The 25,031-nt window shown below is 61.3% G+C and carries 23 protein-coding genes; 22 read left to right on the top strand and 1 reads right to left on the bottom strand.

All coding sequences use genetic code 11. From position 1 onward, the window contains the following. The first annotated feature begins 32 nt into the window (after positions 1–32). From ONB25_10430 to hisD, 22 genes are all read left to right on the top strand, one after another. The gene (locus ONB25_10430; GenBank protein ID MDZ7393296.1) at positions 33–1,472 is read left to right on the top strand and encodes a DUF438 domain-containing protein; all 1,440 of its coding nucleotides are present in this window, start codon (positions 33–35) and stop codon (positions 1,470–1,472) included. Positions 1,473–1,514: 42 nt separating this feature from the next. Further along, complete coding sequence (locus ONB25_10425; protein ID MDZ7393295.1) at positions 1,515–3,791, top strand: cbb3-type cytochrome c oxidase subunit I; 2,277 nt, start codon at positions 1,515–1,517, stop codon at positions 3,789–3,791. Between the two features lie 79 nt (positions 3,792–3,870). Then, positions 3,871–4,242, top strand: a complete 372-nt coding sequence (locus tag ONB25_10420; protein MDZ7393294.1) for a nitrous oxide-stimulated promoter family protein — start codon at positions 3,871–3,873, stop codon at positions 4,240–4,242. A 652-nt stretch (positions 4,243–4,894) separates the two neighbouring features. Then, positions 4,895–5,158 carry a chorismate mutase gene (locus ONB25_10415; protein ID MDZ7393293.1) on the top strand — a complete coding sequence of 88 codons (264 nt, stop codon included), beginning with the start codon at positions 4,895–4,897 and terminating at the stop codon, positions 5,156–5,158. A gap of 13 nt (positions 5,159–5,171) precedes the next feature. Then, positions 5,172–5,999, top strand: a complete 828-nt coding sequence (locus ONB25_10410; GenBank protein MDZ7393292.1) for a hypothetical protein — start codon at positions 5,172–5,174, stop codon at positions 5,997–5,999. 55 nt (positions 6,000–6,054) lie between these two features. Next, on the top strand, positions 6,055–7,416 hold the full coding sequence (locus tag ONB25_10405; protein MDZ7393291.1) for a TrpB-like pyridoxal phosphate-dependent enzyme: 1,362 nt from the start codon (positions 6,055–6,057) through the stop codon (positions 7,414–7,416). Between the two features lie 35 nt (positions 7,417–7,451). Next, complete coding sequence (gene aroF / locus ONB25_10400) at positions 7,452–8,477, top strand: 3-deoxy-7-phosphoheptulonate synthase (protein ID MDZ7393290.1); 1,026 nt, start codon at positions 7,452–7,454, stop codon at positions 8,475–8,477. Next, positions 8,474–9,577, top strand: coding sequence for a prephenate dehydrogenase (locus tag ONB25_10395; protein ID MDZ7393289.1), 1,104 nt, complete (start codon positions 8,474–8,476; stop codon positions 9,575–9,577). Before aroF ends, ONB25_10395 begins: the two co-directional genes overlap by 4 nt. 4 nt (positions 9,578–9,581) lie before the next feature. Continuing rightward, positions 9,582–10,862, top strand: coding sequence for a 3-phosphoshikimate 1-carboxyvinyltransferase (gene aroA / locus ONB25_10390; protein ID MDZ7393288.1), 1,281 nt, complete (start codon positions 9,582–9,584; stop codon positions 10,860–10,862). Continuing rightward, positions 10,855–11,733, top strand: a complete 879-nt coding sequence (locus tag ONB25_10385; protein MDZ7393287.1) for a shikimate dehydrogenase — start codon at positions 10,855–10,857, stop codon at positions 11,731–11,733. Before aroA ends, ONB25_10385 begins: the two co-directional genes overlap by 8 nt. 1 nt (position 11,734) lies before the next feature. Continuing rightward, the gene (aroC, locus tag ONB25_10380; protein ID MDZ7393286.1) at positions 11,735–12,904 is read left to right on the top strand and encodes a chorismate synthase; all 1,170 of its coding nucleotides are present in this window, start codon (positions 11,735–11,737) and stop codon (positions 12,902–12,904) included. Continuing rightward, a complete protein-coding gene (locus ONB25_10375) occupies positions 12,888–13,439 on the top strand; it encodes a shikimate kinase (GenBank protein MDZ7393285.1) in 552 nt (183 codons plus the stop codon). The genes aroC and ONB25_10375 overlap by 17 nt, the downstream gene beginning before the upstream one ends. After that, positions 13,402–14,514, top strand: coding sequence for a 3-dehydroquinate synthase (aroB, locus tag ONB25_10370; protein ID MDZ7393284.1), 1,113 nt, complete (start codon positions 13,402–13,404; stop codon positions 14,512–14,514). Before ONB25_10375 ends, aroB begins: the two co-directional genes overlap by 38 nt. Next, a complete protein-coding gene (gene aroQ / locus ONB25_10365; GenBank protein MDZ7393283.1) occupies positions 14,501–14,977 on the top strand; it encodes a type II 3-dehydroquinate dehydratase in 477 nt (158 codons plus the stop codon). Before aroB ends, aroQ begins: the two co-directional genes overlap by 14 nt. Further along, entirely contained in the window at positions 14,970–15,824 is an 855-nt protein-coding gene (hisG, locus tag ONB25_10360) for an ATP phosphoribosyltransferase (GenBank protein MDZ7393282.1), read from the top strand. The genes aroQ and hisG overlap by 8 nt, the downstream gene beginning before the upstream one ends. Further along, positions 15,821–16,876: a histidinol-phosphate transaminase gene (gene hisC / locus ONB25_10355; protein MDZ7393281.1), complete on the top strand. Its 1,056-nt coding sequence runs from the start codon at positions 15,821–15,823 to the stop codon at positions 16,874–16,876. Before hisG ends, hisC begins: the two co-directional genes overlap by 4 nt. Further along, positions 16,873–17,553, top strand: a complete 681-nt coding sequence (locus ONB25_10350) for a TIGR01548 family HAD-type hydrolase (protein MDZ7393280.1) — start codon at positions 16,873–16,875, stop codon at positions 17,551–17,553. Before hisC ends, ONB25_10350 begins: the two co-directional genes overlap by 4 nt. Next, entirely contained in the window at positions 17,550–18,155 is a 606-nt protein-coding gene (gene hisB, locus ONB25_10345; GenBank protein ID MDZ7393279.1) for an imidazoleglycerol-phosphate dehydratase HisB, read from the top strand. The genes ONB25_10350 and hisB overlap by 4 nt, the downstream gene beginning before the upstream one ends. Then, a complete protein-coding gene (gene hisH / locus ONB25_10340; GenBank protein MDZ7393278.1) occupies positions 18,139–18,735 on the top strand; it encodes an imidazole glycerol phosphate synthase subunit HisH in 597 nt (198 codons plus the stop codon). The genes hisB and hisH overlap by 17 nt, the downstream gene beginning before the upstream one ends. Then, entirely contained in the window at positions 18,729–19,481 is a 753-nt protein-coding gene (gene hisF / locus ONB25_10335; GenBank protein MDZ7393277.1) for an imidazole glycerol phosphate synthase subunit HisF, read from the top strand. Before hisH ends, hisF begins: the two co-directional genes overlap by 7 nt. Continuing rightward, entirely contained in the window at positions 19,478–20,770 is a 1,293-nt protein-coding gene (gene hisI, locus ONB25_10330; GenBank protein MDZ7393276.1) for a phosphoribosyl-AMP cyclohydrolase, read from the top strand. The genes hisF and hisI overlap by 4 nt, the downstream gene beginning before the upstream one ends. Next, a complete protein-coding gene (gene hisD, locus ONB25_10325; protein ID MDZ7393275.1) occupies positions 20,758–22,023 on the top strand; it encodes a histidinol dehydrogenase in 1,266 nt (421 codons plus the stop codon). The genes hisI and hisD overlap by 13 nt, the downstream gene beginning before the upstream one ends. Positions 22,024–23,056: 1,033 nt before the next feature. Here hisD and ONB25_10320 read toward each other — a convergent pair. After that, a partial coding sequence (locus tag ONB25_10320; protein MDZ7393274.1) for a hypothetical protein occupies positions 23,057–25,031 on the bottom strand: 1,975 nt, incomplete at its 5' end.

The raw sequence follows: 25,031 nt of genomic DNA, 5'->3' as shown, positions 1-25,031 counted from the left end.
TAAAGGGTTTTGTCTGAAGGAGGAAACTACAGATGCACCTTTCTGGCGCGACACGAGTGGGGGAATTGCTAAGGCAGTACCCATTTCTCTTGGATTTTTTGAGCGCGCGTTGGGAAAAGTTCACCCTGTTACGCAATCCGGTATTGAGGAGGACAGTGGGCCAGGTGGCCACCTTGGCGCAGGCTGCGGCTCTCGGTGGGATCGAGCTGGACCTTCTCTTGGGCGAGCTGGCCAGTGAGATCAGGCGAGTCACCGGCGAAGAGGTAGTGGTCGAAAGCTCAGCGGCCACGCCGGTTGTGGTGAGCGAAGCTGGTGAGCGGCTGGAGATGCTTAAAGCCATCATCCGCGATTTGCACGAGGATCGCGATGTGGAGACGGCACGCCAACGATTCCAAGCGCTGATCAAGGACGTGGACGCCAGCGAGATTGCCGCCATGGAACAGCGGCTCATCGAGGAAGGGATGCCAGCGGAAGAGGTTAGGCGCCTGTGCGACGTGCACGTGGCGGTTTTCAAAGAGGCACTGGAGCGCCATGAGCTCCCCGGTGTCCCCCCTGGTCACCCGGTGCACACCTTTATGCAGGAGAACCGCGCTATGGAAGAGCTGCTGGAGCGGATGCGCGGGCTTACCGGCGGGGGTGAGGTAGCCAAAAGTCTCCCCACGCTTCGATCCCTGCTCGATGAGTTGGCCAAAGTTGACCTCCACTACCTGCGCAAGGAAAACCAGCTCTTTCCCCTCCTGGAAAAGCACGGGGTGTCAGGGCCCTCGCAGGTGATGTGGGCAATTCACGACGACATCCGCGCCGCGCTGAAAAGTGCCGCGCAGCAGCTGGGGGCAGGCCAAACGCAGGAGGGCGTGGCAACACTGGAGCGCGCCCTGCAGGAAATCAGCGACATGATTTACAAGGAAGAGCATGTCCTTTTCCCTTTGGCCCTAGAAATTTTGACCCCGGAGGAGTGGGCACGGGTCAAGGCTGGCGAGGAGGAAATCGGTTTTGCTTGGATTACGCCCCCACCGCCGTGGACGCCCAGGGCAGCTGAGCCCGCCGCGGCCGAAAGCCCACCAGCACAATCGTTCTCCCTCGATACCGGAAACCTAACCCCGGAGCAGGTGAACCTCATTCTGACCCACCTGCCGTTAGACATCTCCTTTGTCAATCAGCATGATGAGGTGGTCTACTATTCAGCAGGTAAGGAACGTATTTTTCCACGCAGCCCAGGGGTGATCGGTCGTAAGGTGCAGAAGTGCCATCCGCCCAAGAGCGTGCACATCGTGCAGCAGATACTGGACGAGTTCCGCTCCGGCAAGAAGGACATGGCAGAGTTCTGGATCACCATGAACGGCAAGTTTATCCATATTCGCTATTTCGCCATTAGGGATACCGCGGGTGTCTACCGTGGGTGCCTGGAGGTAACCCAGGACGTGACCCAGATCAGGGCCCTCCAGGGTGAAAAACGGCTGTTGGATTGGTGAAGGCAAACCCAAGAGGCACAAATCAACTTCTGGAGGTGCGCCATGTCAATGACAAAGCTCAAGTGGGCAGCCATCGCGGCCTTTGTGGTAGCAATGGTTATTCTGCTGGGTGGCGGATTGGTGGCGAGGCGCCAGCTTGCGCCCTATCCGGGCCTCGTCACTGACCATGGAGGGAACGTAGTGTTTACCCGTGAGGACATTCTGCAAGGGCAGGAAGTGTACCAACGCCATGGCTTGATGGACCATGGGAGCGTCTGGGGACACGGCTCCCAACGGGGACCTGAGTTCTCCGCCGTGACGCTTCATCTCATTGGCGAGACGCTCCGCGAGGAAATAGCCAGCCGGGAGTTCGGGCGCCGCTACGCCGACCTTGGGGGGGCAGATCGCGAACTTGTTGACCTGAAGACCAAGTGGGAGGTCAAAGAAAACAGGTACGACCCCCGAGCCGATCGCCTTGTTCTCACTGTGGCACAGACGAAAGCTCTCGCCCGCGTGCAGGAGTACTGGGACCAGACACTCGGCCAGGGTGATGCCCGTTACGGTTTCTTGCCCCAGACGGTGAAAGATGCCGCAGAACGGCTGCAAATCGCGCGCTTTTTCTTCTGGACAGCGTGGGTCGCCTCGGTGCAACGTCCGGGTGAAGACTATTCCTACACCAACAACTGGCCGCCGGACCGGAGTGTCGGCAATGTCCCGACTACCAGCGTGTACCTGTGGACACTTGGGGGCATTTTTGCAATGTTTGTCGTCTTGGGTTTGTTCATCTACTGGGTCCACCATTATGAGCTCTGGTATGGGGAAGCGCGCGGGGTGCCGTTGGCCGAGAAGCTCATCGACATGCCAATAACGCAGAGCCAGTTCATGGCGGCAAAGTTTTTCGTCGTCGTCATCCTTCTCTTTCTTCTGCAGACCTCCTACGGGGGGCTCTTAGCCCACTACACAGTACATCCGGGCAGCTTTTGGGTCTCATGGATCGCTAAGCTTATGCCCTACAGCTGGGCCAAGAGCTGGCATCTGCAGCTGGCCATCTTCTGGATTGCCACCACCTGGGTGGCTTCTGCAATCTATCTGGCGCCTATCCTGGGAGGGCGGGAGCCGAAGCGCCAGGGCCTGCTGGTCAATATTCTTTTTGTCGCGGTAGTCGTGGTGGCTGTCGGTAGTTTGTTTGGCGAGGTGCTCAGCATCAAAGGTTTGCTGGGGAATGCCTGGTTCTGGTTGGGCCATCAGGGTTGGGAGTATCTGGAGCTGGGCCGGCTGTGGCAAGTGATGCTGTTCGTGGGGTTGATCGCTTGGCTTCTCATCGTTTATAGGGCGGTGGCCCACCATCTGCGGCTGAAGCACAAGGACGAGTTCACTGCGCTCATCTGGTTCTATCTGCTCAGTGCCATTCTCGTAGTGGGCTTTTTTGGCTTTGGGTTGATGTACGGCCGAGGCACGCACCTGACCCTTGCCGACTACTGGCGGTGGTTCGTGGTGCACATCTGGGTGGAGAGCATCTTCGAGTTCTTCGGCGTTGGGGTGATCTCGACCTTGTTGGTGGCCATGGGGCTTGTGACCGCTAAGGCAGCTCTGCGTGTAGCCTACTTCACCGCTGCCCTCGTCTTCATCAGCGGCATCATCGGGACGGCGCATCACTACTTCTGGTACGGCGGGCCTTCCTTCTGGCTTGGGTGGGGCGCCATCTTCTCCTCGATGGAGCCGGTGCCCCTGTTTGGCCTGGTCGTGCGTGCACTCAAGGAATACAAAGCGGTACGCGCCCAGGGGAAGGAGTTCCCTTATCGCTGGCCATTCTACTTCCTGGTGGCTTCTTCCTTCTGGAACTTTCTGGGGGCCGGGGTGTTTGGTTTCCTGATCAATTTGCCCATTGTCAACTACTTTGAGCATGGGACCTATCTCACCATGAACCATGGACATACCGCACTTTTTGGCACGTACGGTATGCTCTCCATCGCGCTGCTGCTCTTTTCATGGCGGGGCTTGGTCAGCAAGGCACACTGGAATGACCGCCTCCTCCGCGTCTCCTTCTGGGGGCTCAACGGTGGCCTGATGCTCATGTCATTGGCGACGCTGCTTCCCGTGGGGGTGATGCAGGTGTGGACAAGCTTCAAGGAAGGCCTGCACGTGGCGCGGGACGCTTCGTTCTTCGAGCGCGGACCGGTGATGGTGCTCGGACAGGTGCGCGTGATACCCGACCTGGTGATCATCGTCCTGGGAGTGATTCCGCTGGCTTGTTTTCTGGTCACCACCTATACCAAGCTTAAGGCGCCCGCGCTCAAGGGTGGCGACTCTGTGTGGAAGGCGCTGGGCACCGAGTTGTGAGGCACTGCGGGGAGGTAGCCGGTGTGAATCGGCGCCTCCCCGGCTCATGTATGATGGGCATCGAGTGCGCGAGGCGAATATGGGTGATGTGCGGATGCGTCGCGAAGAAAAGACGGTAGCGGCGATGATCCACTTGTACTGCGCCGGCGTGCACTGGACATGGCAGGGCCTGTGTTGCCAGTGCACCGAGCTTCTGGCGTATGCTCGCCAGCGGCTTGCACGGTGTCCCTTTGGCGCAGATAAGCCGACATGCGCAAAATGCGCGGTGCACTGTTATCGGCCGGAGATGAGGGCCAGGATTCGTGCGGTCATGCGATATGCCGGGCCTCGCATGCTTTTCCGGCACCCGGTGTTGGCCTTCTTCCACCTGGTGCACACCCTGCGGCCGGTGGCGGAACTCTGGCAAGCGGTGGATTACCCGGCACCAGGGGCGGGCCAAGCGGCTGAGTAAACCTCCTGGTCTGCCTCGTTGCCCCCAGAGGGGTGGGGCAAGTACGCAAGCGATGCTCAGGCGAACGCAAAAAAAGCTTGACATCTTCAGCGGGATTGCGTATATTTGGCTAAGTTTGTGACGGAAATAGCAGGACTGTACGGAACATGCAACGGGTGCAGCGACATTTCTCTCATCACTGGTTTTGGTACTGGTATTATCATATCAGTGGTGGGAGGAATTTGTCCCTGACCTGAAGCACCCCAAGATAGAAGGCACACAAGTTCAGCCCACCACAGCACAAAGTGGTGGGCTTTTGTTTTTGGGGCTTCTTACGCATCGTTGAGAAGCCCGGAGTAAAGCGAAACCACAGATGGGCCCAGATACTCACAGATGTTCTTTGCTTGAGAGTATTTGGATGGGCGGGTTGTGGGACGGGTGTACGCAGCCATGGGGGCAACATCGATTTTGCCGGCGTAAGTGACCGGTACGGGTGAGTGGTTCCATCGGGCTGGACGCAGGGTCGCCTCCGCCAACGGCGAGCAGAGTCGCGCGCATCACAGGGACGACACTGCCGGCGCGGCGAACGGCCCGATGTCTTTGAAAACCTGTGTTATCTGTGGTTAGTGTTCGAGCTTTGCGAGGGTTGAGGTTCCCCCACCGGAGGCGATCGATGGATGAATCGATAACTGAGATGCGCACGCGCATTGATGCGATCGACCGGGAGCTTGTCAGGTTGCTTCATGAGCGCGCTCGTTGCGCCATTGCCATCGGCGCACAGAAGCGCCGCCTTGGACTGGCAGCGCACGACCCGGAGCGGGAGGCGGCAATCCTCGCGCGGATAGAGACGCAGGCAGAAGGTCCCTTCCCACCGTTGGCGCTGCGGCAGATCTTCATGGCAATTGTGGCCGCATGTCGCGGCCTGCAGGAGAGATAACGGAGGAGGTCGCGTGGTGCACATCAACGACCAGCTGAAGATTGGCGAGCTCCCGCGGCTTGCCATCCTTCCCATCGACGACATACTTTTTCACGAGGAACCGGATGAGGAGCGCGCGGAACTCCTGGTGTCCAAGATAGAAAGAGACGGCATCCTCAGGAACCCGCCCATTGTGGCAGATGTGAACGGCGCCAAGCGGCGGATTTTGCTGGACGGCGCCAACCGCATCACCGCGCTTCGCAGGCTCGGGTTCCGGCATGTCCTGGTTCAAGAGATCGACCTTTTTGATCCGGGGTTGGTGGTTTCCCAGTGGCATCACGCGGTGGAACGGCTGGACAGGAGCTACTTTGCGCGCGAGCTGGCCAAGATCGACGGGCTCGCGGTTGGTGACGGGACCAATGAGGAAGTTATAGCCCGCCTCCAATTTCCGGACGGCACGACATTGCCACTATGCGCCAATGGGGACGTCTTCCACATCGTGCACTTACTAGGGGCGGTGACGCGGCTTTACCACGGTTCCGCTTACATGGATCGCGTCAGCTACACCAACCTTGACCACCTTCGCCGGAACTATGCGGAGTTCAGCGCATTGGTCTCCTTCCGTACTTTTACCAAGACCGAAATTGTCGAACTGACCACCAATAACGTGAAAGTACCCAGCGGGATCACGCGGGTGTTGGTTCCGAAAAGGGCCCTGTTTTTCAATCTACCCTTGGGGGTATTGGCGGGGGACAAGAGTACGGCCGAGCTCAATCAATGGTTGCAGGCACACCTGACGGAAAAGATCAGGAGCAAATCTATCCGGTTTTATCAGGAACCGACGTTCATTTTCGACGAGTGACTGGCCCTGGGACGCACCCAGGTTAGACGGGTAGTAAAGCCGAAAGGAGTGCGTGATGGACCGAATCAAGTACCAGCTGGAGGAGAAGGAGATACCGCGGCAATGGTACAACATCCAGGCGGACTTGCCGGAGCCGCTGCCGCCGGTGCTGCACCCGGCCACAGGCAAACCCGTGGGGCCCAATGACCTGGCGCCCCTCTTCCCCATGGCGCTCATCATGCAGGAGGTGAGCACTGAGCGTTGGATTGATATTCCCGATGAAGTGCGGGACGTTTACGCCCTTTGGCGCCCCACGCCTTTGTACAGGGCCAGACGTCTGGAGAAGGCTTTAGATACCCCAGCACGTATCTTCTACAAATACGAGGGGGTGAGCCCTGCTGGTAGTCACAAGCCCAACACCGCGGTGGCGCAGGCCTACTACAATGCGAAGGAGGGGATCAAACGCATCACCACCGAGACGGGGGCCGGCCAGTGGGGGAGTGCCCTCGCGCTGGGCGGGATGCTGTTCGGCGTGGAGGTCAAGGTGTACATGGTGGCAGTCAGCTACCGGCATAAGCCCTATCGCCGCGTGCTCATGGAGACCTGGGGTGCCACCTGTGTGCCCAGTCCCAGCACCGAAACCAAGGCTGGGCGTGCGGTGCTGGCGCGCGATCCGAATAGCCCCGGCAGCTTGGGCATCGCCATCAGCGAGGCCGTAGAGGAGGCGGCCACACGCGACGACACCCACTACTCCTTAGGCAGCGTGCTCAACCATGTGCTGCTGCACCAGACAGTGATCGGGCTCGAGGCCAAACGCCAGATGGAGCTCGCCGGCTTGTACCCGGATATCATCGTCGGCTGCATCGGAGGAGGATCCAACGCCGCCGGCCTCTACCTGCCTTTTGTCAAGGACAAAATCGACGGCACACGCCCGGACCTACGGGTGATCAACGTGGAGCCGGCAAGTTGTCCCACCGTCACGAAGGGCCTCTATGCCTACGATTATGGCGACGCGGCCGGTTTGACGCCGTTGCTCAAAATGTACACCTTAGGGCACGATTTTGTGCCGCCGCCGGTGCATGCCGGTGGCCTGCGTTACCACGGGATGGCCCCTATTGTCTGCCACCTGCATCGCCTGGGGCTAGTGGAGGCGCGCGCGGTAAACCAGGTGGAGACCTTCCAAGCGGGTGTGACCTTTGCCCGTCACGAGGGCATCGTGCCGGCACCGGAGAGCAACCACGCCATCAGAGTGGTGATCGACGAGGCATTGCAGTGCAAGAAGGAGGGCAAGGCGCGGACCATCCTCTTTAACCTCAGCGGTCACGGTCATTTCGACATGGCGGCCTACGAGGGCTATCTCAGCGGCAAGTTGGAAGACTACGCTTACCCGATCGAAAAGGTCCAGGAGGCGCTCAAGCGCCTGCCGGCGGTGTCCTGAGAGCCGCCATCGGAGCAACGCGGCGGAGGTGCGTGATGGTCGTCGTCATGGACGACAATGCCACGGCCGAGGAGATTCAAGCAGTAGAAGAAAAGCTGGTCGCCCTGGGATTTCGCGTGCATCGCTCCACCGGGGTGAACCGTACTATCCTCGGTGCCATTGGCGACAAGCGTGGGGTGGACACGCGCCAGCTGGAGGTCATGCGCGGGGTGCACGAGGTGCTGCGCATCACCGAGCCCTACAAGCTGGCCAGCCGCGCTTTTCACCCCTTGGATACGGTGGTACGGGTGCGCAATGTGGAGATTGGCGCGGACGAGGTAGTGGTGATGGCGGGCCCCTGTGCGGTGGAGAGCGAGGCGCAGATTCACGAGGTGGCGGCCCTGGTGAGGAAGTCGGGTGCGCGCATCCTGCGCGGCGGAGCGTTCAAGCCGCGCACCTCGCCCTATAGTTTCCAAGGCCTGGGCAAGGAAGGGTTGCGCTACCTGCACGAGGCGGCGCGGGCGCATGAGCTGGCCACCGTGTCTGAGGTGATGGAGGCGCGCGATGTGGAGCTAGTAGCCTCGTACGTGGATATCCTGCAGATAGGCGCGCGGAACATGCAGAACTTTTCCCTCTTGAAGGAGACTGGTCGCGCTGGTAAGCCGGTGCTGCTCAAAAGAGGCATGGCCGCTACCATCGAGGAGTGGCTCATGGCGGCAGAGCACATTATGGCGGCCGGCAACGCGGAGGTTATCCTGTGCGAACGAGGCATTCGCACCTTCGAGACCTACACCCGCAACACGATGGACATCTCCGCCATACCGGTGGTGAAGAAACGCAGCCACTTGCCCATCATCGCCGATCCGAGCCACGGCACCGGGTTGCGCGACAAGGTGGCGCCCATGGCTCGAGCAGCGGTCGCGGCAGGGGCAGACGGGTTGCTCATCGAAGTGCACCCCAGACCCGATGAGGCGCTCGCGGACGGCGCTCAGTCTCTGCTCCCCGAGCAGTTCGCGCACCTCATGGAGGAGCTGCGCATCATCGCCTGGGCCATCGGCAGGCGGGTGGCGGAGGCACCATGAGCCAGGATAAGCTGAAGGTGGGGATCATCGGATTGGGTGTGATCGGGGGGTCGCTGGCCATGGCTTTGAAACGCAAGATCCCCACGGCAAGAGTCCTGGGCGTGGACGAGGACTCTATTGCCGCCCTGGCTAAGGAGCTTGGCGCGGTTGATGTCGCCTTTGGCAAAGAGGGGACTGAGCAGTGTGTGGCCGAGGCGGAGCTGGTGGTGTTGGCCACGCCGATCGCCGAGATTCTGCGGCTGTTGCCCCGCGTGGCGGCGGCAGTGCGGCCAGGCACTATTGTAACCGATGTGGGGAGCAGTAAGCGGGCGATTGTGCAAAGGGCTGAAGAGGTGCTGTCCCCCGGGCAGTACTTTGTCGGGGGGCACCCAATGGCTGGGTCGGAACGGCAAGGCCTACGCGCCGCCGACCCGCTTCTGTTCGAAAACGCGGTGTGGGTGCTCACGCCGGCAAATCAGACGCCCACCCACGTGGTGCGCTCGTTAGGCAGGCTGTTGGAAAAGGTTGGGGCCAAGGTCCTGATCGCCAGTCCTGCTCTCCACGACCGGGTGGCAGCAGCCGTGAGCCATCTTCCTCAGCTGCTGGCCGTGGCACTAATGAACATGGTGGCGCGTCATCAGACAGACATGCCGCATGTCCTGAAACTGGCTGCAGGAGGGTTCCGGGACATGACCCGCATTGCTTCCAGCCCTTACCGGATGTGGGAAGACGTGCTCGCCACCAACCTCGAACAAATCGTCCCTTTTGTGGACGAATACATTGCCGCACTGCAGGACATAAGGGCCAAGCTGCTGGCCGGCGAGCTGGAGGCAGAGTTTGAGAGCGCTGCGAGGAGCAGGTTGTCAATCCCACGCGACACCAAAGGGTTCCTCAAGCCTCACTTTGACCTCGTGGTGCAGGTGGAAGATAGGCCGGGTGTGATCGCGGCTATGGCAGGAGCGCTGGCCGCCGAGCAGATCAACATCAAGGATATAGAGGTGCTCAAGGTCCGGGAAGGGGAGGCCGGAAGCATCCGTTTGGCGTTTGAGTCAGAAAGGTGCCGCACTCGCGCCGAAGAGCTGATCAGCGGACTGGGCTTTCGCACGAGGAGGGTGGAGTAGACCCATGGATTACGAGATCATCCCCGGCGGGACGTTGCGCGGCCAGATGATGGTGCAAGGGGACAAGTCCGTGTCTCATCGGGCGCTGATTCTGGGTGCCATTGCCGAGGGCAAGACGCGCATCTACAACCTCTGCCCGGGGCGCGATGTGCAGAGCACGATGACTTGCCTGCGGGATCTCGGTGTGCGCATTGAGCACGATGGCGAAGAGGTGGTGGTTCACGGCGTGGGACCGCGAGGGCTGCAACCTTGCTCACGCCCATTGGACGCCGGCAACTCAGGCACCACGCTGAGGCTGTTGGCCGGGGTGTTGGCGGGACAGCGGTTTAGGAGCACGCTCACCGGGGACTCCTCCCTGCGGCAACGACCGATGGCGCGAGTAATCGAGCCCCTTACCCGCATGGGGGCGCGCATCGAATCGCAGCCGGGTGGCCTGGCACCGCTCGTCATTGAGGGCGGACCGCTCAGTCCCATCGACTACCACATGCCCGTGGCCAGCGCACAGGTTAAGTCGGCAGTGCTCCTGGCTGGCCTTTACGCCTCGGGCGAAACTACGGTGGTGGAACCGGCACAGACGCGTGACCACACCGAGCGCCTGCTGCCTCTCTTTGGCGCAGAGCTGGTGGGACATGGCGGGGGCATAGGAGTGCGCGGGCCAGCAGTGCTGCGCGGTACTAGTCTGTCTGTCCCAGGTGACATTTCTGCGGCCACTTTCTTCATCGCTGCCGCTGCAATGGTCCCTGGTGCGCGCGTGGAGGTGCTGGGGGTAGGGGTAAACCCCACACGCACCGGTGCCCTGGACGTTCTGCGCGCAATGGGGGCTCGCATCACCGTGCACAATGAACGCGGGGAGGGCGAACCGGTGGCCGATGTGCTGGTCGAGGGGGCTCCGCTGCGGGCGGCTGAGGTGGACGGCTCGCTGGTGCCAAGGCTCATCGACGAGCTGCCCGTGCTGGCGGTGGTGGCCACGCAGGCCCGGGGGCTCACACGCATCCGTGGCGCCAAAGAGCTGCGCGTCAAGGAGAGCGACAGGATCAGGGCCGTAGCTGCAAATCTACGCGCTATGGGGGCCCAGGTGGAAGAGCTGGAGGATGGGCTGTCCATACCCGGTCCTCAGCAGCTCCGGGGTGCAAGTCTGGAGAGCTTTGGCGACCACCGCATCGCCATGAGCTTTGCCGTGGCAGCACTTGTGGCCAAGGGCCCCACCGTGATTCGCTCGGCAGAATGCGTGGACATTTCCTTTCCGGGATTCTTCGCATTTCTTGAGGCACTGCGGCATGGTTGACGCGTGCACGAGGACTTTGGGCCTGGTGGGCGATCCTGTGGAGCACTCGCTTTCCCCCCTGCTCCAAGGGCTGCTCATCGAGGCGCTGGGCCTCAATTGGTGTTACCACGCGTTTCGCGTACGTGCCGCCGACCTACCGGCGGCGGTGGCGGGTCTGAGGGCCCTCGGCGTGATGGGGGTGAACGTGACCATCCCGCATAAGCAAGCCATCGTGCCGCTGTTGGACGAGCTTGCACCAGAGGCGCGCGCGTTGGGCGCGGTGAACGTGGTAGTCAACGAGCAGGGGCGACTTGTCGGATACAACACTGATGTGGTGGGCGTTACCCGAGCTTTGCGCCTCCACGGCGTGAGTGCGCAAGGTAAGAATGTCGTGGTGTTAGGTGCAGGGGGCGCGGCACGTGCCGCTGTGTGGGCACTCGCCCAGCAGGGAGCAGCTGGGGTGCGGGTGCACGCTCGTTCCATCGGACGGGGGCAGCAGCTGGTGCATGAACTTTCCAGCACCAGTCATACTACCGAACTGGTGGTTCTCCCCTGGGATGAGGAAGCGTTGCGGAGGAGCCTTGCAACGGCCGGCTTGGTAGTCAACGCCACCCCGGTGGGTATGTGGCCCCACCACGGGCAGTCTCCGGTGCCGGGTTCCTTTTTCCATTCCGGTATGGTGGCATTTGACCTGGTCTACAATCCTCTCCGGACCGCGATGATAAGGCAGGCAGAGAAGGCAGGCGCGCAGGTTATCTCGGGCCTGGAGATGTTCATCTTCCAGGGGCTGGAGGCGATGGCCTTATGGTCCGGAAGGCGACCGGCGGATGAGGATGGTCTCTACCACCGCCTGCGTGCGCGATTGAGCAAGGAGTTAGGAGCTCATGGGTAGGCTGCGCTATCTGACTGCGGGGGAGTCGCACGGAAAGATGCTGGTGGGGATCCTGGAGGGGATGCCTGCACAGGTGCCCGTAAGTGGGGAGGAGATCGACCGGCAGCTCAAAAGGCGGCAGGCCGGCCATGGCCGAGGCGCGCGCATGCAGATCGAGCAAGACCGGGTGGAAATCGTGGGAGGAGTGCGGCACGGTTTGACCACCGGTGCACCGGTGGCGTTGCTCCTGGGCAATCGCGACTGGGAAAACTGGCGCACGATCATGGACGCGGAAAAAAGCGAGTCCGCTCCGGAGCCTGTGACGGTGCCTCGGCCTGGGCACGCGGACTTGGCAGGGGCCGCCAAGTACCGCCACAAGGACCTGCGCGATGTTATCGAGCGGGCAAGTGCGCGGGAGACGGCTATGCGCGTGGCACTGGGGGCAGTGGCTCGACAACTGCTTGCGGAGCTCGGTGTGGGCATAGCCGGACACGTATGTGCCATCGGTGGGCACTGGAGTTGTTGGCGTGCGGTTGAGAAGGTCCCTGCCTTGGCGGGACGCAAGGCAGTGCAATGGTGCGAAAGGCTCAGTGCCAAGGCCGATGCCTCTCCAGTGCGCTGCCTGGACCCGCAGGCAGCCCGGCGCATGACTGCGGCCATCGACAGCGCGCGTGAGGCCGGTGATACGCTGGGCGGCGTGGTGGAGGTTGTGGCCGTCGGGGTACCCCTGGGGCTGGGCAGCTACGTGCACTGGGACCGCCGTCTGGATGCACTCCTGGGCATGGCGCTTATGTCCATTCCCGGCATAAAAGCCGTCGAGGTGGGGATGGGGTGGGAGGGTGCTGCACTGCTGGGCTCTCAGCTCCATGACGAGATTCTCCCAGGGCGAGGTGGCACGCCAAAGCGGACAAGCAACCGCGCTGGCGGCATCGAGGGGGGCGTGAGCAACGGCCAACCGGTGGTGGTGCGTGCGGCGATGAAACCTATCCCTACGTTGGGCAGGCCCTTGCGCTCGGTGGACCTGCAGAGCGGCCAAGCAAGACCAGCGCACCGCGAACGCGCAGACGTCTGTGCAGTCCCGGCAGCCGCCGTGGTGGCCGAGGCCATGGTTGCCCTGGTCTTGGCCGACGCGATACTCGACGCATTTGGTGGCGATTCACTCCCGGAGCTGCGCCGTGTCTTCAAGAGGTAGAAAGCGCCTTACCCTCTACTTGATCGGCTTCATGGGCGCAGGCAAGACGACCGTTGGGCAATCCCTGGCGAAACGACTTGGCTTGCGCTTCGTCGACACCGACCAGCTCATCGAGCGGCAGAGCGGTCAAACGGTGGCGGCGCTCTTTGCTGAGCGGGGAGAGCGATACTTCCGTGCCCTGGAGCGGAAGGTGGTTGAGCAGGTGAGTCGGCAAGGGAAGCAAGTGGTGGCAGTGGGGGGTGGTGCTGTTATGGACGACGAGAACTGGCAGAGGATGCAACAGACCGGGGTGACAGTCTACCTGAAATGCTCTCCGACAGCTCTGGAGCGGAGACTTGACGCTGACACCTCACGTCCTCTGCTGCAGGTGGGAGCCGGGGAGAGACGCGCGGAGGCCATCCGTGGCCTGCTGGCCTTGCGCGAGCCGCGCTACATGCGGGCCCAGGTGGTGATCGGGGTGCAGGACGATACCACGGTCGAAGAGTTGGTGGAACAACTTGTGGAGGTCTTCCATCGCCACTATGGGGGCGTTTGAGGTCAAAATAGGAACGCTGGCCTATCCGGTGTGGGTGGAGCCCGGCGCGTTCCAGCACCTGGCCCAATTGGTGGTACCACACCTGTCCGGGCCGCAGGTGGCGCTGGTGAGCGACAGCAATGTGGCGCCGCGGTATGCTCCGCTGGTCTCGGAGCAGCTCCAAAACGCCGGTCTAGAAGTGCACACCTTAGTTTTGCCCGCAGGGGAAAGGAGTAAATCGCTTCGCCGGTGCGTGAGTGTGTGGGGCAAATTGCTCGAGTGGCGCTTTGACCGGAGCGCGACGATCGTGGCCTTAGGAGGCGGTGTTATTGGCGACCTTGCGGGCTTTGTAGCGGCAACTTTCCTGCGTGGTGTAGCACTGGTGCAACTGCCCACGACCCTGTTGGCCCAAGTTGACAGTGCAGTCGGCGGAAAGACCGGGATCAACCACCCTGCAGGAAAGAACGCGATCGGGGCTTTCCACCACCCCCGATGCGTAGTGAGCGATCCCTCCGTGCTGAGTACGCTCAACAGGCGCGATCTCCGTGCGGGTTTTGCCGAAGTGCTGAAGTACGCGGTGATAGCGCACCCGCAGCTCTTCCACGTACTGGAGGAGAAGCTCGATATTCTGCTGTCCTTGAAGGAAAAGGAACTCCTTTCCTGGGTCATTCAGGAATGCTGCCAGATCAAGGCGCGTATTGTCCGGGTAGACGAACGGGAGAACGGGATACGGCGCGTCTTAAACTTTGGCCACACCGTGGGCCACGCGTTGGAGGCAGCCACGGGGTTCAAGACCTTTCGCCACGGTGAGGCGGTATTGCTGGGTATGCGCGCTGCCGCCTGGATCTCCGCGCAGCGAGGGCTGCTTTCGGAGGATCGTTACAAGCAGGTCGACGCCCTTTTGGCGCGTCTGCCCTGCGCTGTGCGCACCGCCGGCATCGACCCGGATCTGGTGCTGCGCTTTGTGGCCAGCGACAAGAAGCATGTGGCGCGAATCATGCACTTTGTAGCAGTTCGAGATGTGGGGTGGCCGCACGTTGTCACTGACCTGCGCGCCGAGGAGCTGCGAGGGGCGATTGCCCATGTCCTGGCTTAGGGGTGAAAGAATGCTGCGCGTGCTGGTGCTCCACGGGCCGAACCTTAACCTTTTAGGAGAACGTGAGCCGGAAATCTACGGCACCATGAGCCTGCGCCGGCTCAACGCGCTCATCAAACGCCACGCGCGCAGCGTGGGTGTGCGCGTGAAGATTGTGCAGTCCAATCACGAGGGAAAGCTCATCGACCTTATCCACCGACTGCGCCGATGGGCGGACGGGATTCTCATCAATCCCGGCGCGCTGACGCACTACAGCTATGCCCTGCGCGATGCGTTGAGCGCCGTGGCCTTGCCGGCAGTGGAGGTGCACCTCTCTGATATTCACGCCCGCGAAGAGTTTCGCCGGGTCTCGGTCATCGCGCCCGTGTGCGCAGCGCAGATTTCCGGACTCGGCGCAGAAAGCTACCTCAGAGGGCTGGACGAGTTGATACGGATTGTCAAGAGCAGAGGAGGACATGCGTAGAATTAAGCTTGTTATTCCTAAGGGGCGCATTCACGACGGTGTGGTTCGTCTTCTCGCCGAGGCTGGCTTTACCTTGCGCGAGAACGATCGCCATTATGTGCCGCAAGTCAACGATCCGGAGCTCCAAGTCAAGATCATGAAGCCGCAGAACATCGCGCAGCTCGTGGAGCTGGGTTCGCACGACTGTGGCTTCACTGGTCTTGACTGGATCGTGGAGACGGGCGCGCAGGTGGAAGAGGTCATCGACCTGGGCCTTGACCCAGTGAGCATAGTTGCTGCGGTGCCAGCGGCAATGAAAAAGACAGAGCTTCGCAGAAGGCGCATCGTGGTTGCCTCGGAATACGAGCGGATCTCTCGCCAATTCCTGGAAGAGCAGGGTTACAACTTTATCCTGCTGCGCACCTATGGGGCCACCGAGGCATTTCCCCCGGAAGACGCAGACATGATCATCGACAATACGGCCAGCGGCCAAACCCTCCGCCAACATGGGTTGCGAGTGGTGGCGACCATCATGCAATCATCTACGCGTTTTATCGCCAATCCCCAGGCATTGCGCGATGAGCGCAAGCGGGAAAAGATCGAGGAGCTGGCAACGCTTTTCGAGGCGGTGCGCAACGCGCGCGAGCGGGTCATGTTGGAGATGAACGTGCCGGCGGAGAAATTGGAGGCAGTGGTGCGACTGCTCCCGTGCATGCGTGCCCCCACAGTGGCCCAGCTTTACGGTGAGCAAGGCTACGCAGTCAAGGCCGCCGTACGCCGATCAGAGACTATTCGCCTTATTCCTATGCTGAAGAAACTAGGCGCCACCGACATCCTGGAGTACGAGTTCAGGAAAGTGATCGTATGACGCTGATCAAGCAGCAGGTGCTGGCGCTGTCGCGCTATGAGGTGCCGCAAGAGCAACAGATTGTCAAACTCAACCAGAACGAATTCCCGGCTGATGTTCCGGAACCGGTGAAGCAGGAGATTCTGGCGCGTCTGGCCGCCACCGCCTGGCAGCGCTACCCCGACGGCCAAGCGAAAGAATTGACCAAGGCCATCGCCGAGTATGTGGAAGTACCGGCGGAATGGGTGTTGGTGGGGAATGCCTCCAATGAGCTCATCCAAGCGGTGGTGGCCGCCACCTGCGAGAGCGGCGACGTGATGGTCACCGTGTCGCCAGGGTTTGCCGTGTACAGCAGGGTGGCGACGACACTCGGTGTCTCGGTGCGGGAGGTACCTCTGCGGGAGGATTTTTCCTTTGATGCGGAGGCCATGGCGGAGGCCGCTCAGGGGACGCGCTTGGTGATTTTTGCCTCGCCAAACAATCCCACCGGCACGTCCATGCTTCCCGATGAAATGGAGCGGCTCGTGGCACGCGTCGACTGCCTGGTGTGTGTGGACGAAGCCTATTTCGAGTTCCACGGGGAGAGCGCCGTGCCTCTGCTCCGACACCATGGCAATCTGGTGGTGCTGCGTACCTTTTCCAAGGGCTGGCGACTTGCAGGGCTCCGATTGGGGTACCTGGTCGGCCCTCCCGGGCTTGTGGCAGAAATCGGTAAGGCACGACTTCCGTTCTCGGTGGGTGTCTTCCAACAGGTTGCCGGCCAGGTGGTGCTCGCCCATAGGACCCTCATGCAGCAGGCAACTCGAGAAGTGGTCAATCAGCGCGAGAAACTCCTTACTAGGTTGCAACAGATGCGGGGGCTTGTGGTGGTGCCATCGCGGGCGAACTTTCTCCTCTTTCGCCACGAACATGTGCCGGCAACACGTCTATTCGGCGCACTGCGTGAGCGCGGCGTGCTGGTGCGCTCCTTCGGCGGAGCGCTAAGCCAATGGTTGCGCGTGACCATCGGCACTGCCGCGGAAAACCAGCAGTTTGTCGCAGCACTTTCTGCTTCCCTGGAGGAATTGGGGTGAGGGCCGTCCTGTTTGACATGGACGGGGTGCTCGTGGATGTCTCCCGCTCTTATCGGCTCGCCATCGCCCAGACGGTGGCGTACTTTTCGGGACGAGAACTGTCCCCCGTGCGCATCCAGGCATACAAGGACGCGGGGGGCTTCAACAACGACTGGCAACTGACCCAGCAGGCTCTGCGTGATCTGGGCGTAGAGGTCCCTTACGAAGTTGTCGTACGCGTTTTTCAGCGACTGTACCTGGGCGAGAACTTTGACGGGTTGATCTGTAACGAGCGGTGGCTATTGCGGCGTGAGGTAGCCGAATGCTTGGCAGCCATGTATGCCCTGGGCATAGTCACAGGCAGACCGCGAGCGGAGGCGGAATGGACCTTGCAGCGGGCCGGCATGCGCACCTTCTTTGGCACGGTGGTCACCATGGACGACTTGCCGCCAGAACGGCAAAAGCCCAAGCCGGACGGTCTATGTCGTGCGTTGGCGGAACTCCAGGCAACTGAAGGATGGTACCTCGGCGACTCGGTCGACGACATTGCCGCGGCTGCGAGCGCAGGGTTGATGGCAGTAGGTGTCGCACAGTTCGGTACGGAGCAGGAGCGTGAGGCCCACAAGCGGCTTCTTCTTCAGCGCGGTGCACACTTGGTGCTCGCGGATGTCAACAGCGTACGGGAGGCACTTTTGTGAAGCGATCAGCGCGCGTGGAGCGCCATACACGAGAAACAGACATTGTCGTTGAACTCGTGATTGACGGCTCGGGACAGGCACAGGTATCGACCCCGATCGGGTTGCTCACGCACATGCTGGAGGCCATGGCGCGCCACGGGCTGTTTGACCTCGTCATGACCGCCAGCGGCGATCTACACGTGGACCAACACCACTTGCTGGAAGACTGTGGTCTGGTTCTGGGCAAAGCCTTCGCGCAGGCCCTGGGCGACGCGCGCGGCATCAATCGCGCCGGCTACTTCGTCTATCCCATGGACGAGGCGCTGGCGGTGGTGGCAGTGGACATGGGCGGCCGCCCCTACTTGCAGTACGACGCCCACTTTAGCCGACAGTTCTGTGGGGACCTCGACACTGACTTGCTGGAGGACTTTTTCTATGCCTTTGCGGTGCACGCGGGTGCAAACGTGGTAGTGCGAATGCCGTATGGGCGGAGCGATCACCACAAGATGGAGGCCATTTTCAAGGCGTTCGGTAAGGCCCTCAGCATGGCGTGTCAGCTCAACCCCCGGGCTGCAGGTCAGATCCCCAGCACGAAGGGAATCATCGATGGTCGGGATTGTTGACTATGGCGCCGGCAACCTGCGCTCGGTAAGCAAAGCTTTCTCTCACCTTGGTGTGGCCCACCGCCTAGTGCGCACCTCAGACGAACTGGAAGAAGTGGATAGGATTGTGCTTCCAGGCGTGGGCTCATTCGGTCAGGCAGTGCAGCGGCTTCGCGATGCGGGACTATTCATGCCGCTGCGCGCGTGGGTGCAAGAGGGGCGCTCTTTCCTGGGCATCTGCCTTGGACTTCAACTGCTCTTGGAGCGAAGTGACGAGTCCCCCGGCGTCGAGGGGTTCGGCGTGCTGGCCGGGGGCTGTCACCGGTTCAATGCGCGACGAGTGCCACAGATTGGCTGGAACAACGTGAACTTTGAGAATTGTCCGCTCTTCGCAGGGCTGGCACAAGGCGAGTTCTTCTACTTCGTACACAGCTATTATGCCAAACCCGAAAACGAGCGCCACGTTATCGGGTGGACCGAGTACGGTGTGCGCTATGCATCAGCGGTTGGAGGTGGCCGCGTTTGGGCCGTACAATTTCACCCCGAGAAGAGCGGCGATGCCGGCCTCATGGTGCTCGCCAATTGGGTGGAACGATGTTGACCACGCGTATCATCCCCTGCCTGGACGTGGAAGATGGCCATGTGGTGAAGGGGGTGCGATTTCGGGACGTACGTCGTGCAGGGGACCCCGTGCAGTTGGCAATGGCCTACAACGAGCAGGGTGCAGATGAGATTGTCTTTTTGGACATTGGCGCAAGCTATCGCAGCCGGCGCACGCTCCTAGATGTGGTGGCAAGGGTGGCCGACCGCGTGTTCGTGCCTCTCACGGTGGGAGGCGGCATCCGCACTGTTGAGGACATGCGCGATGCGCTCCTGGCAGGTGCCGACAAAGTTGCCATCTGCACCGCCGCACTGGAGGAGCCCAACCTTATCACTGAAGGAGCGATGCGCTTTGGTTCTCAGTGCATCGTATTGTCCATCGATGCTAAACGGGTTGGGAATGGCTGGCATGCTTTTGTCAAAGGCGGGCGCGAGGACACCGGCATAGACGTCGTGCGATGGGCCAAAGAGGCCGAAGAGCGAGGAGCCGGTGAAATCCTCCTCAATTCCATCGATCGCGACGGCACACGAGCAGGTTACGACGTAGAGCTGATTCGGCGCGTGGCCGATACTGTCGCCGTACCCGTCATTGCCTCCGGTGGCGCAGGCACTTTGCAGCAACTCTACGAAGCCATCGTGGACGGCCACGCAGATGCGGTACTCCTTGCTTCGCTCTTGCACTACCGGGAATACACGGTTGCGGACATAAAGAAGTATCTCAAAGCTAAGGGTGTGCCCATTCGATGATCATTCCATCTATTGATCTGAGCAAGGGGAAGGTAGTCCAACTGCGTCAGGGGCGGGAGAAGGTGCTGGAGCGCGACGATGCACTCGCCCTGGCAAAGGAATTCGATCGCTATGGCGAGGTGGCGGTAGTGGACATAGATGGGGCGCTGGAGCAAGGCGACAACGAGCGCCTCATCCGGCAGCTATGCACCGTGGCTGACTGTCGGGTTGGTGGGGGTGTGCGCTCAGTCGAGAAAGCCGTGCGCCTCCTCGGGGCTGGGGCGAGCAAGGTGATTGTCGGCACTAGAGCCTTTTCGGCCAAAGGGGTCGACAAGGCGTTCTTGGAGGAACTGGCCCAGGCGGTGGGTAAAGACCGCGTTGTGGTGGCGGTGGATGCCTACCAGGGCGAGGTCGTCACCAGGGGATGGCGGCACCGGACAGGAGTGCGGGTTCTGGACGTGGTGGAGACGTTGCAGGCATATGCAGGCGAGGTTCTGTTCACCACTGTGGAGCGCGAAGGGCTGATGTCCGGCACCGACCTGGAGATGGTCCGGCAGGTGGTGGAGAAGGCAAGGATGCGGGTCACGGTGGCGGGAGGCATCGCCTCGCCGGAGGAGGTAGCCAGGCTTTCGTCCCTGAATGCGGATGTCCAGTTGGGGATGGCCATCTACACCGGGGCGATGACCCTTGCAGAAGCCTTCGCAGCAGCGGTCGATTGGGGCACGGGTCTGGTGCCCACCATCGCGTGCGACACATCCGGCCAGGTGCTAATGCTCGCTTACAGCAATCGCGACTCTCTGGCGCAGAGCTTCGCCACAGGTAACGCCTGCTACTATTCCCGCTCCAGGCAAAAGTTGTGGACAAAAGGGGAGACTTCTGGCAACGCGCAGCGACTGGTGCGCGCCCGGATGGATTGCGATCGCGATACATTGCTTTTCACTGTTGAACAGAAAGGGGTCGCGTGCCACACTGGCAATTATACCTGTTTCGGTGGCCGAAGCTTTTCCCTGCAGGAGCTCTACGATGTGCTGGTGCGGAGGCTGGCCGAGGCGCCAGCCGATTCTTACTCAGCCAGCTTGTCCGGCGAGCAGGTGCGGGCAAAGCTCGTTGAGGAGGCAAATGAGGTGGTGAGTGCAGCCACGCACGAGGAGTTGATCTGGGAATCAGCCGACGTGCTCTACTTTCTGACGCTGCTTTTGGCAAAGGAGGGCGTGCCGGTGGAGGCGGTCTTCCGCGAGCTGCGGCGGCGACGCATTGCTCCACGGAACGCAAAGCGAAAAGACGGTGAAGGTAAGAGATGCGAGTCGTGACTGCTGATGAGTTTCGCCGGGCGAGCGCCAAAAGTGTGGCCTTGCCCATAGAGGCGGTGCGCCCCTTGCTTGAGGAGGTGAAGGAACACGGCGATGAAGGGGTGCGTCGACTCACTCGCCGTTTTGATGGTGTCGAGTTGCAGAGTCTGCGGGTGGAGCGCGAGGAGATTGCCGCAGCCTATAGAAGCGTCGAGCCAGAGTTGGTCGCCGCCATCACGCGGAGCGTTGAGCGCCTGCGCTCCTTCTGCGCCCGCCAATTAGCTGCCTACCAAGACTTTGACATGGAAATCGAGCCGGGGTGCTTCATTGGCCAGCGGGTCGTGCCAATTGCCAGAGTAGGGGTGTACGTGCCTGGAGGGCGCTTTCCGCTCATCTCCTCGGTGTACATGGGCGTGGTGCCGGCACGCGTGGCCGGAGTAGAGCAGGTGGTGGTCTGTTCGCCTCCCACGTGGCAGGGGAGCGTGCATCCGGCGATATTGGCCGCGGCAGATATTGCCGGTGCAGACGAAGTGTACCGCATCGGGGGAGTGCAAGCGATTGGGGCCATGGCTTTCGGCACTGAAACAATACGGCGCGTGGACAAGATTGTGGGGCCTGGCAATACCTTTGTGACCGCAGCGAAAAAAGAGGTCTACGGCCAGGTGGGCATCGACTTTGTTGCGGGCCCAAGCGAGGTATTGGTTATCGCCGACGAATCTGCAAGCCCCGAGCTGCTGGCAGCTGACCTATTGGCCCAGGCCGAGCACGACCCTGACGCCTGCCCGCTACTCGTCACCACCAGTGCGACGTTGGCAAACCGCGTGCACGATGAGGTGGAGCGTCAACTGCAAAGCCTGCCTACTGCTGATACGGCCCGCCTGGCACTGGAGAGAAACGGAGCCATGATTCTGGTTGCTTCGGTCGAGGAGGCCATCCTGGTGGCCAACGAACGGGCGCCTGAGCACCTGGAGCTGCAGGTGTGCGATCCAGCACCTTATCTTGCTGGGCTGCGTAACTACGGCTCTCTATTCGTCGGAGGGGGAGCCGCGGAGGCCTTGGGCGACTACAGCAGTGGGCTTAACCATGTGCTCCCTACCAATGGCGCGGCTCGCTACACGGGTGGCCTGAGCGTGCGCGACTTTCTCAAGGTGCAGACGGTGCTGAGGGTTCAAGGTAAGGTCGCCACAGCTCCCCTGGAAGACGGAATAAGACTGGCCGAAGCCGAAGGCCTCGCCGGTCATGCGCGCTCTCTGCGTATGAGGCAAAGAAGGTAGAGGGCGCTGAGGCAGCCCCGTAGCTCCGATGTCGGTACCTCGCATGTGCCCCCGTGGTGGTAGATCATGGTCCCCGCTCGCCGACGGCGCGCTCATGGTTGGCTTGGTACTTCAGGCCAACACCGGCATTGAGCCGCATTCTCAGTTGTTGGGCGCAGCCCGGAGACCGAACGTCGCTTGCGAAGCCCCCGCGGTCGCGGCCTGACGGCACTCGGTCGCCGTGCCTATGTCCACAGTCAAGAGGCAGCTTGGGCACCTTGACGGCTGCATAGAGCCTTCCTCCCAAGGCAAGTCCTTGGGGTGGAGCGCTCAAGCCTTCCGCACCAGACCCATGCAGTTAGTGTAGACTGCGGGCATAAAGGCATTTACCTGACCGCATCATCCCTGACCTGCCTCCGGCATATTCACGCACCCAACTCGACCCCAACTGCCCTAGGCGAAAAAAGACCGTCAAGCGCAAGCGCCTCCCACCACGAATAGCAGGTGTGAAGCGACTAGTGTCTTGGTGGATCCTTCCGAAAGTTGGAGATTGACGCAAAAGGGGTAAGTCTGACCGTCTCCGCGGTGCGGCACGCGGCGAAACCTAACGCCGAAGGGGCCTTGTGGCGGCGTTGCTTGGATAGTGCGCGCGATCGCCGGGGAGGCTGAAAAGCACTTCGACGAACAGTTGCTTCAGGAATATCGCGCCGCGCATCGCTTTGCGTGGCCTTCTCGGCCCGGTGAGAGCGCAGGGGCATTGTATCGCACGCTCGCAGCGAAATACTTTCCGGAGATGCGGCGCGCCTATCGGTTTCTCTTGCGGAGATGGACATGGGTCCGCGCGACCGGGCTACTATCCGAACATCGTCAAGAGATGAGACCACCGAAGAGAGCTGTCCCCACGTTTGCTTCCCACACAAAAACTTAGTTCACCCACGTGGTCGCATTGCGACGATGTGAGTCCCCCTTCCTTAATGTCGTCTTTTCCAGAAGATTCGCTTCCCTCATCGGGATGAGCTGGCAGAGCGGTCTCGCCGTCGCATCCCTGGGTCTGCTACCGTAACAAGAGCATCTTCCTCGCTGCCACAAAGCCTGGGGTGCTCAGGCGGCAGAGATAGACGCCACCTGCCACCGGCTTGCCTGCGGCGTCAGTCCCGTTCCAGAGGACCTTGTGGAAGCCTGCTGCGCGAAAACCATCAGCCAGCGTCGCCACCTTTTCTCCCTTCACGTTAAGAACGAGGATTTCCACCTCTGCCGCTTGGGGCAGGTGGTAGGCAATCGCCGTGTGCGGGTTGAAGGGATTTGGGAAGTTCTGGAGCAGAGCGAAGGCTCGCGGTATGGTCTCGCCTTCTGATGGGTTGTCCACGTTGGTGAGAAGCTGCGCGCTCAGAGGGTCAATCCACAATGAAAGCTCTTCGGGACTGCTGGAGGTATAGTGCAGCCACCACACAGGGCGGCCTGGCTCCCATGGGTAGAAGCCTGGTCCAAGCATAGCCTGGACCCATGCGTCCGGGTGAGCCGTGCGATAGGCGGTGCCGCCTTGAGCTTCGGCTACCGCTGCCGCTATGTCGCTGTCGATCCAACCCTGAGGGAGCGGGTCGGTGAAGGGGAGCGCGGCATCCATGTCCGCCAGTAACATCCCGCCAGTGAAGAAGAAAAGGTGTCCGGTGGCAAGTGACGGCGAGTAAAAGGCGTAGTACCACATCTCCGACTGGCCCGAAGGCGTGAGGCTGCTCTGGTGGTTGCCCAGCCAAACGAGCCGCGCATCTGAAGCCCAGCCCTGGGCGGCCTGAGCGGCGGCCGGGATGTTGAAAGCGGCGGTTGTGACGCGAACTGGTGGGGGCCACCTGAAGATTACACGAGCAGTTTGCGCGTCCATTATGATCGCGAGAAAATCGCCGGTGAGGTCTGAGTTGTACTGCACCAGCCATGCAGGGTGGAGCTCGCCCACCTGGACAAGTGCGCAGGATGCAGGCAGCGAGTGCGGCGGTCCACCCCGCTGTACCAGGAAGTCCACGTGCTGGAGAAGGCCTCTCCGATGTCCAGTTGCGGCGCTGGCGCCATTCTTGGGCAACGGCCTCAGCAGGGAGGCGGATCCCGGCAGCTCAATGTGGCTCAGGAAAGCCTCAACCTCTGCATCCGGGTGGGTCTCCCGGAACTCGGCGCCCCCGTTGGCTTCCGCCGAATCTGCAGCCACCCCGCTGTCCACCCAGTCCACAGGAAGGGCAGTCGTGTCCGGAAGTTCTTCCTCCCAAGGAAAAGGGGCCAAAAAGAAGGATGTTGCCATCACCCCGAGAGCAGCGTCTGCCCCTGGTGCCCAGAAGACGTAGAACCACAGCGGTGCCTCGCCGGACGGAGAGAAATGCTGGCAACCGACCATCACTAGGCGCGGGTCCTGTCCACCGGTCTGCGCTAGTGCAACAACCTGGTCAAAACGCTGCCTGGCGGTCAGAGGCGCAAAGGAGTGGAGTGTCAGATCAACCCCCGTCACCATGGCACCTTCCTCGACCACAATGTTGTCGAGGAGGCCGTCACCGTCGGGGTCGTACGCGGCCATCAGATCCACCGCTGGATTGGGGTCCGTGTCCCCGCTGTGGTCCACGTCTTTGATGGCGACTGGATAGTAAACCCCCGGGGGCACGTAGTTGATTGTGAAGTTTCCTGTGGGTGGAAGTGCCACTGCCAAAGCTTCCGGCCCCATGCCGAGGTTGCTGAACAGGGCCACAAGTGTTCCTGAGGCGTCACCGCCCGGGAGAGTGACCTTGCCGCTGACGGTGGCGGTGGGTAACGTGGAGCCAGTCGTAAAAGTCATCACCGTCGGCGTCTGCAAGAGGGCTCCAGTGCTGCTTCGCGCACCCAGAATTGCCAGCACGTAGCGAGTATCCGCTGACAGGTGAAGATTGTGGACGCGCACCACACTCAGGTCTGCGCTCAGCGAGACGGAATCGGGATTGCCTGGTTCGGGTGACATCTCCAGCCCGAGAAAAAAGTTGGGGGGCCAGGCAAAGCGCGCAGATGTGTCCAGGGGA

The organism is candidate division KSB1 bacterium, assembly GCA_034506335.1.
In the GTDB taxonomy this organism is placed as follows: Bacteria; Zhuqueibacterota; Zhuqueibacteria; order JANLFK01; family Oleimicrobiaceae; genus Oleimicrobium.
This window is presented reverse-complemented; position numbering and strand designations above follow the sequence as displayed.

Coding starts and splice junctions, on each gene's coding strand:
- hisF (MDZ7393277.1), top strand. CDS start 18,729: ATGTTGACCACGCGTATCATCCCCTGCCTGGACGTGGAAGATGGCCAT.
- ONB25_10385 (MDZ7393287.1), top strand. CDS start 10,855: ATGGTTGACGCGTGCACGAGGACTTTGGGCCTGGTGGGCGATCCTGTG.
- ONB25_10425 (MDZ7393295.1), top strand. CDS start 1,515: ATGTCAATGACAAAGCTCAAGTGGGCAGCCATCGCGGCCTTTGTGGTA.
- hisG (MDZ7393282.1), top strand. CDS start 14,970: ATGCGTAGAATTAAGCTTGTTATTCCTAAGGGGCGCATTCACGACGGT.
- hisH (MDZ7393278.1), top strand. CDS start 18,139: ATGGTCGGGATTGTTGACTATGGCGCCGGCAACCTGCGCTCGGTAAGC.
- ONB25_10395 (MDZ7393289.1), top strand. CDS start 8,474: ATGAGCCAGGATAAGCTGAAGGTGGGGATCATCGGATTGGGTGTGATC.
- hisD (MDZ7393275.1), top strand. CDS start 20,758: ATGCGAGTCGTGACTGCTGATGAGTTTCGCCGGGCGAGCGCCAAAAGT.
- aroA (MDZ7393288.1), top strand. CDS start 9,582: ATGGATTACGAGATCATCCCCGGCGGGACGTTGCGCGGCCAGATGATG.
- hisI (MDZ7393276.1), top strand. CDS start 19,478: ATGATCATTCCATCTATTGATCTGAGCAAGGGGAAGGTAGTCCAACTG.
- ONB25_10415 (MDZ7393293.1), top strand. CDS start 4,895: ATGGATGAATCGATAACTGAGATGCGCACGCGCATTGATGCGATCGAC.
- ONB25_10420 (MDZ7393294.1), top strand. CDS start 3,871: ATGGGTGATGTGCGGATGCGTCGCGAAGAAAAGACGGTAGCGGCGATG.
- ONB25_10405 (MDZ7393291.1), top strand. CDS start 6,055: ATGGACCGAATCAAGTACCAGCTGGAGGAGAAGGAGATACCGCGGCAA.
- aroQ (MDZ7393283.1), top strand. CDS start 14,501: ATGTCCTGGCTTAGGGGTGAAAGAATGCTGCGCGTGCTGGTGCTCCAC.
- hisC (MDZ7393281.1), top strand. CDS start 15,821: ATGACGCTGATCAAGCAGCAGGTGCTGGCGCTGTCGCGCTATGAGGTG.
- aroF (MDZ7393290.1), top strand. CDS start 7,452: ATGGTCGTCGTCATGGACGACAATGCCACGGCCGAGGAGATTCAAGCA.
- ONB25_10430 (MDZ7393296.1), top strand. CDS start 33: ATGCACCTTTCTGGCGCGACACGAGTGGGGGAATTGCTAAGGCAGTAC.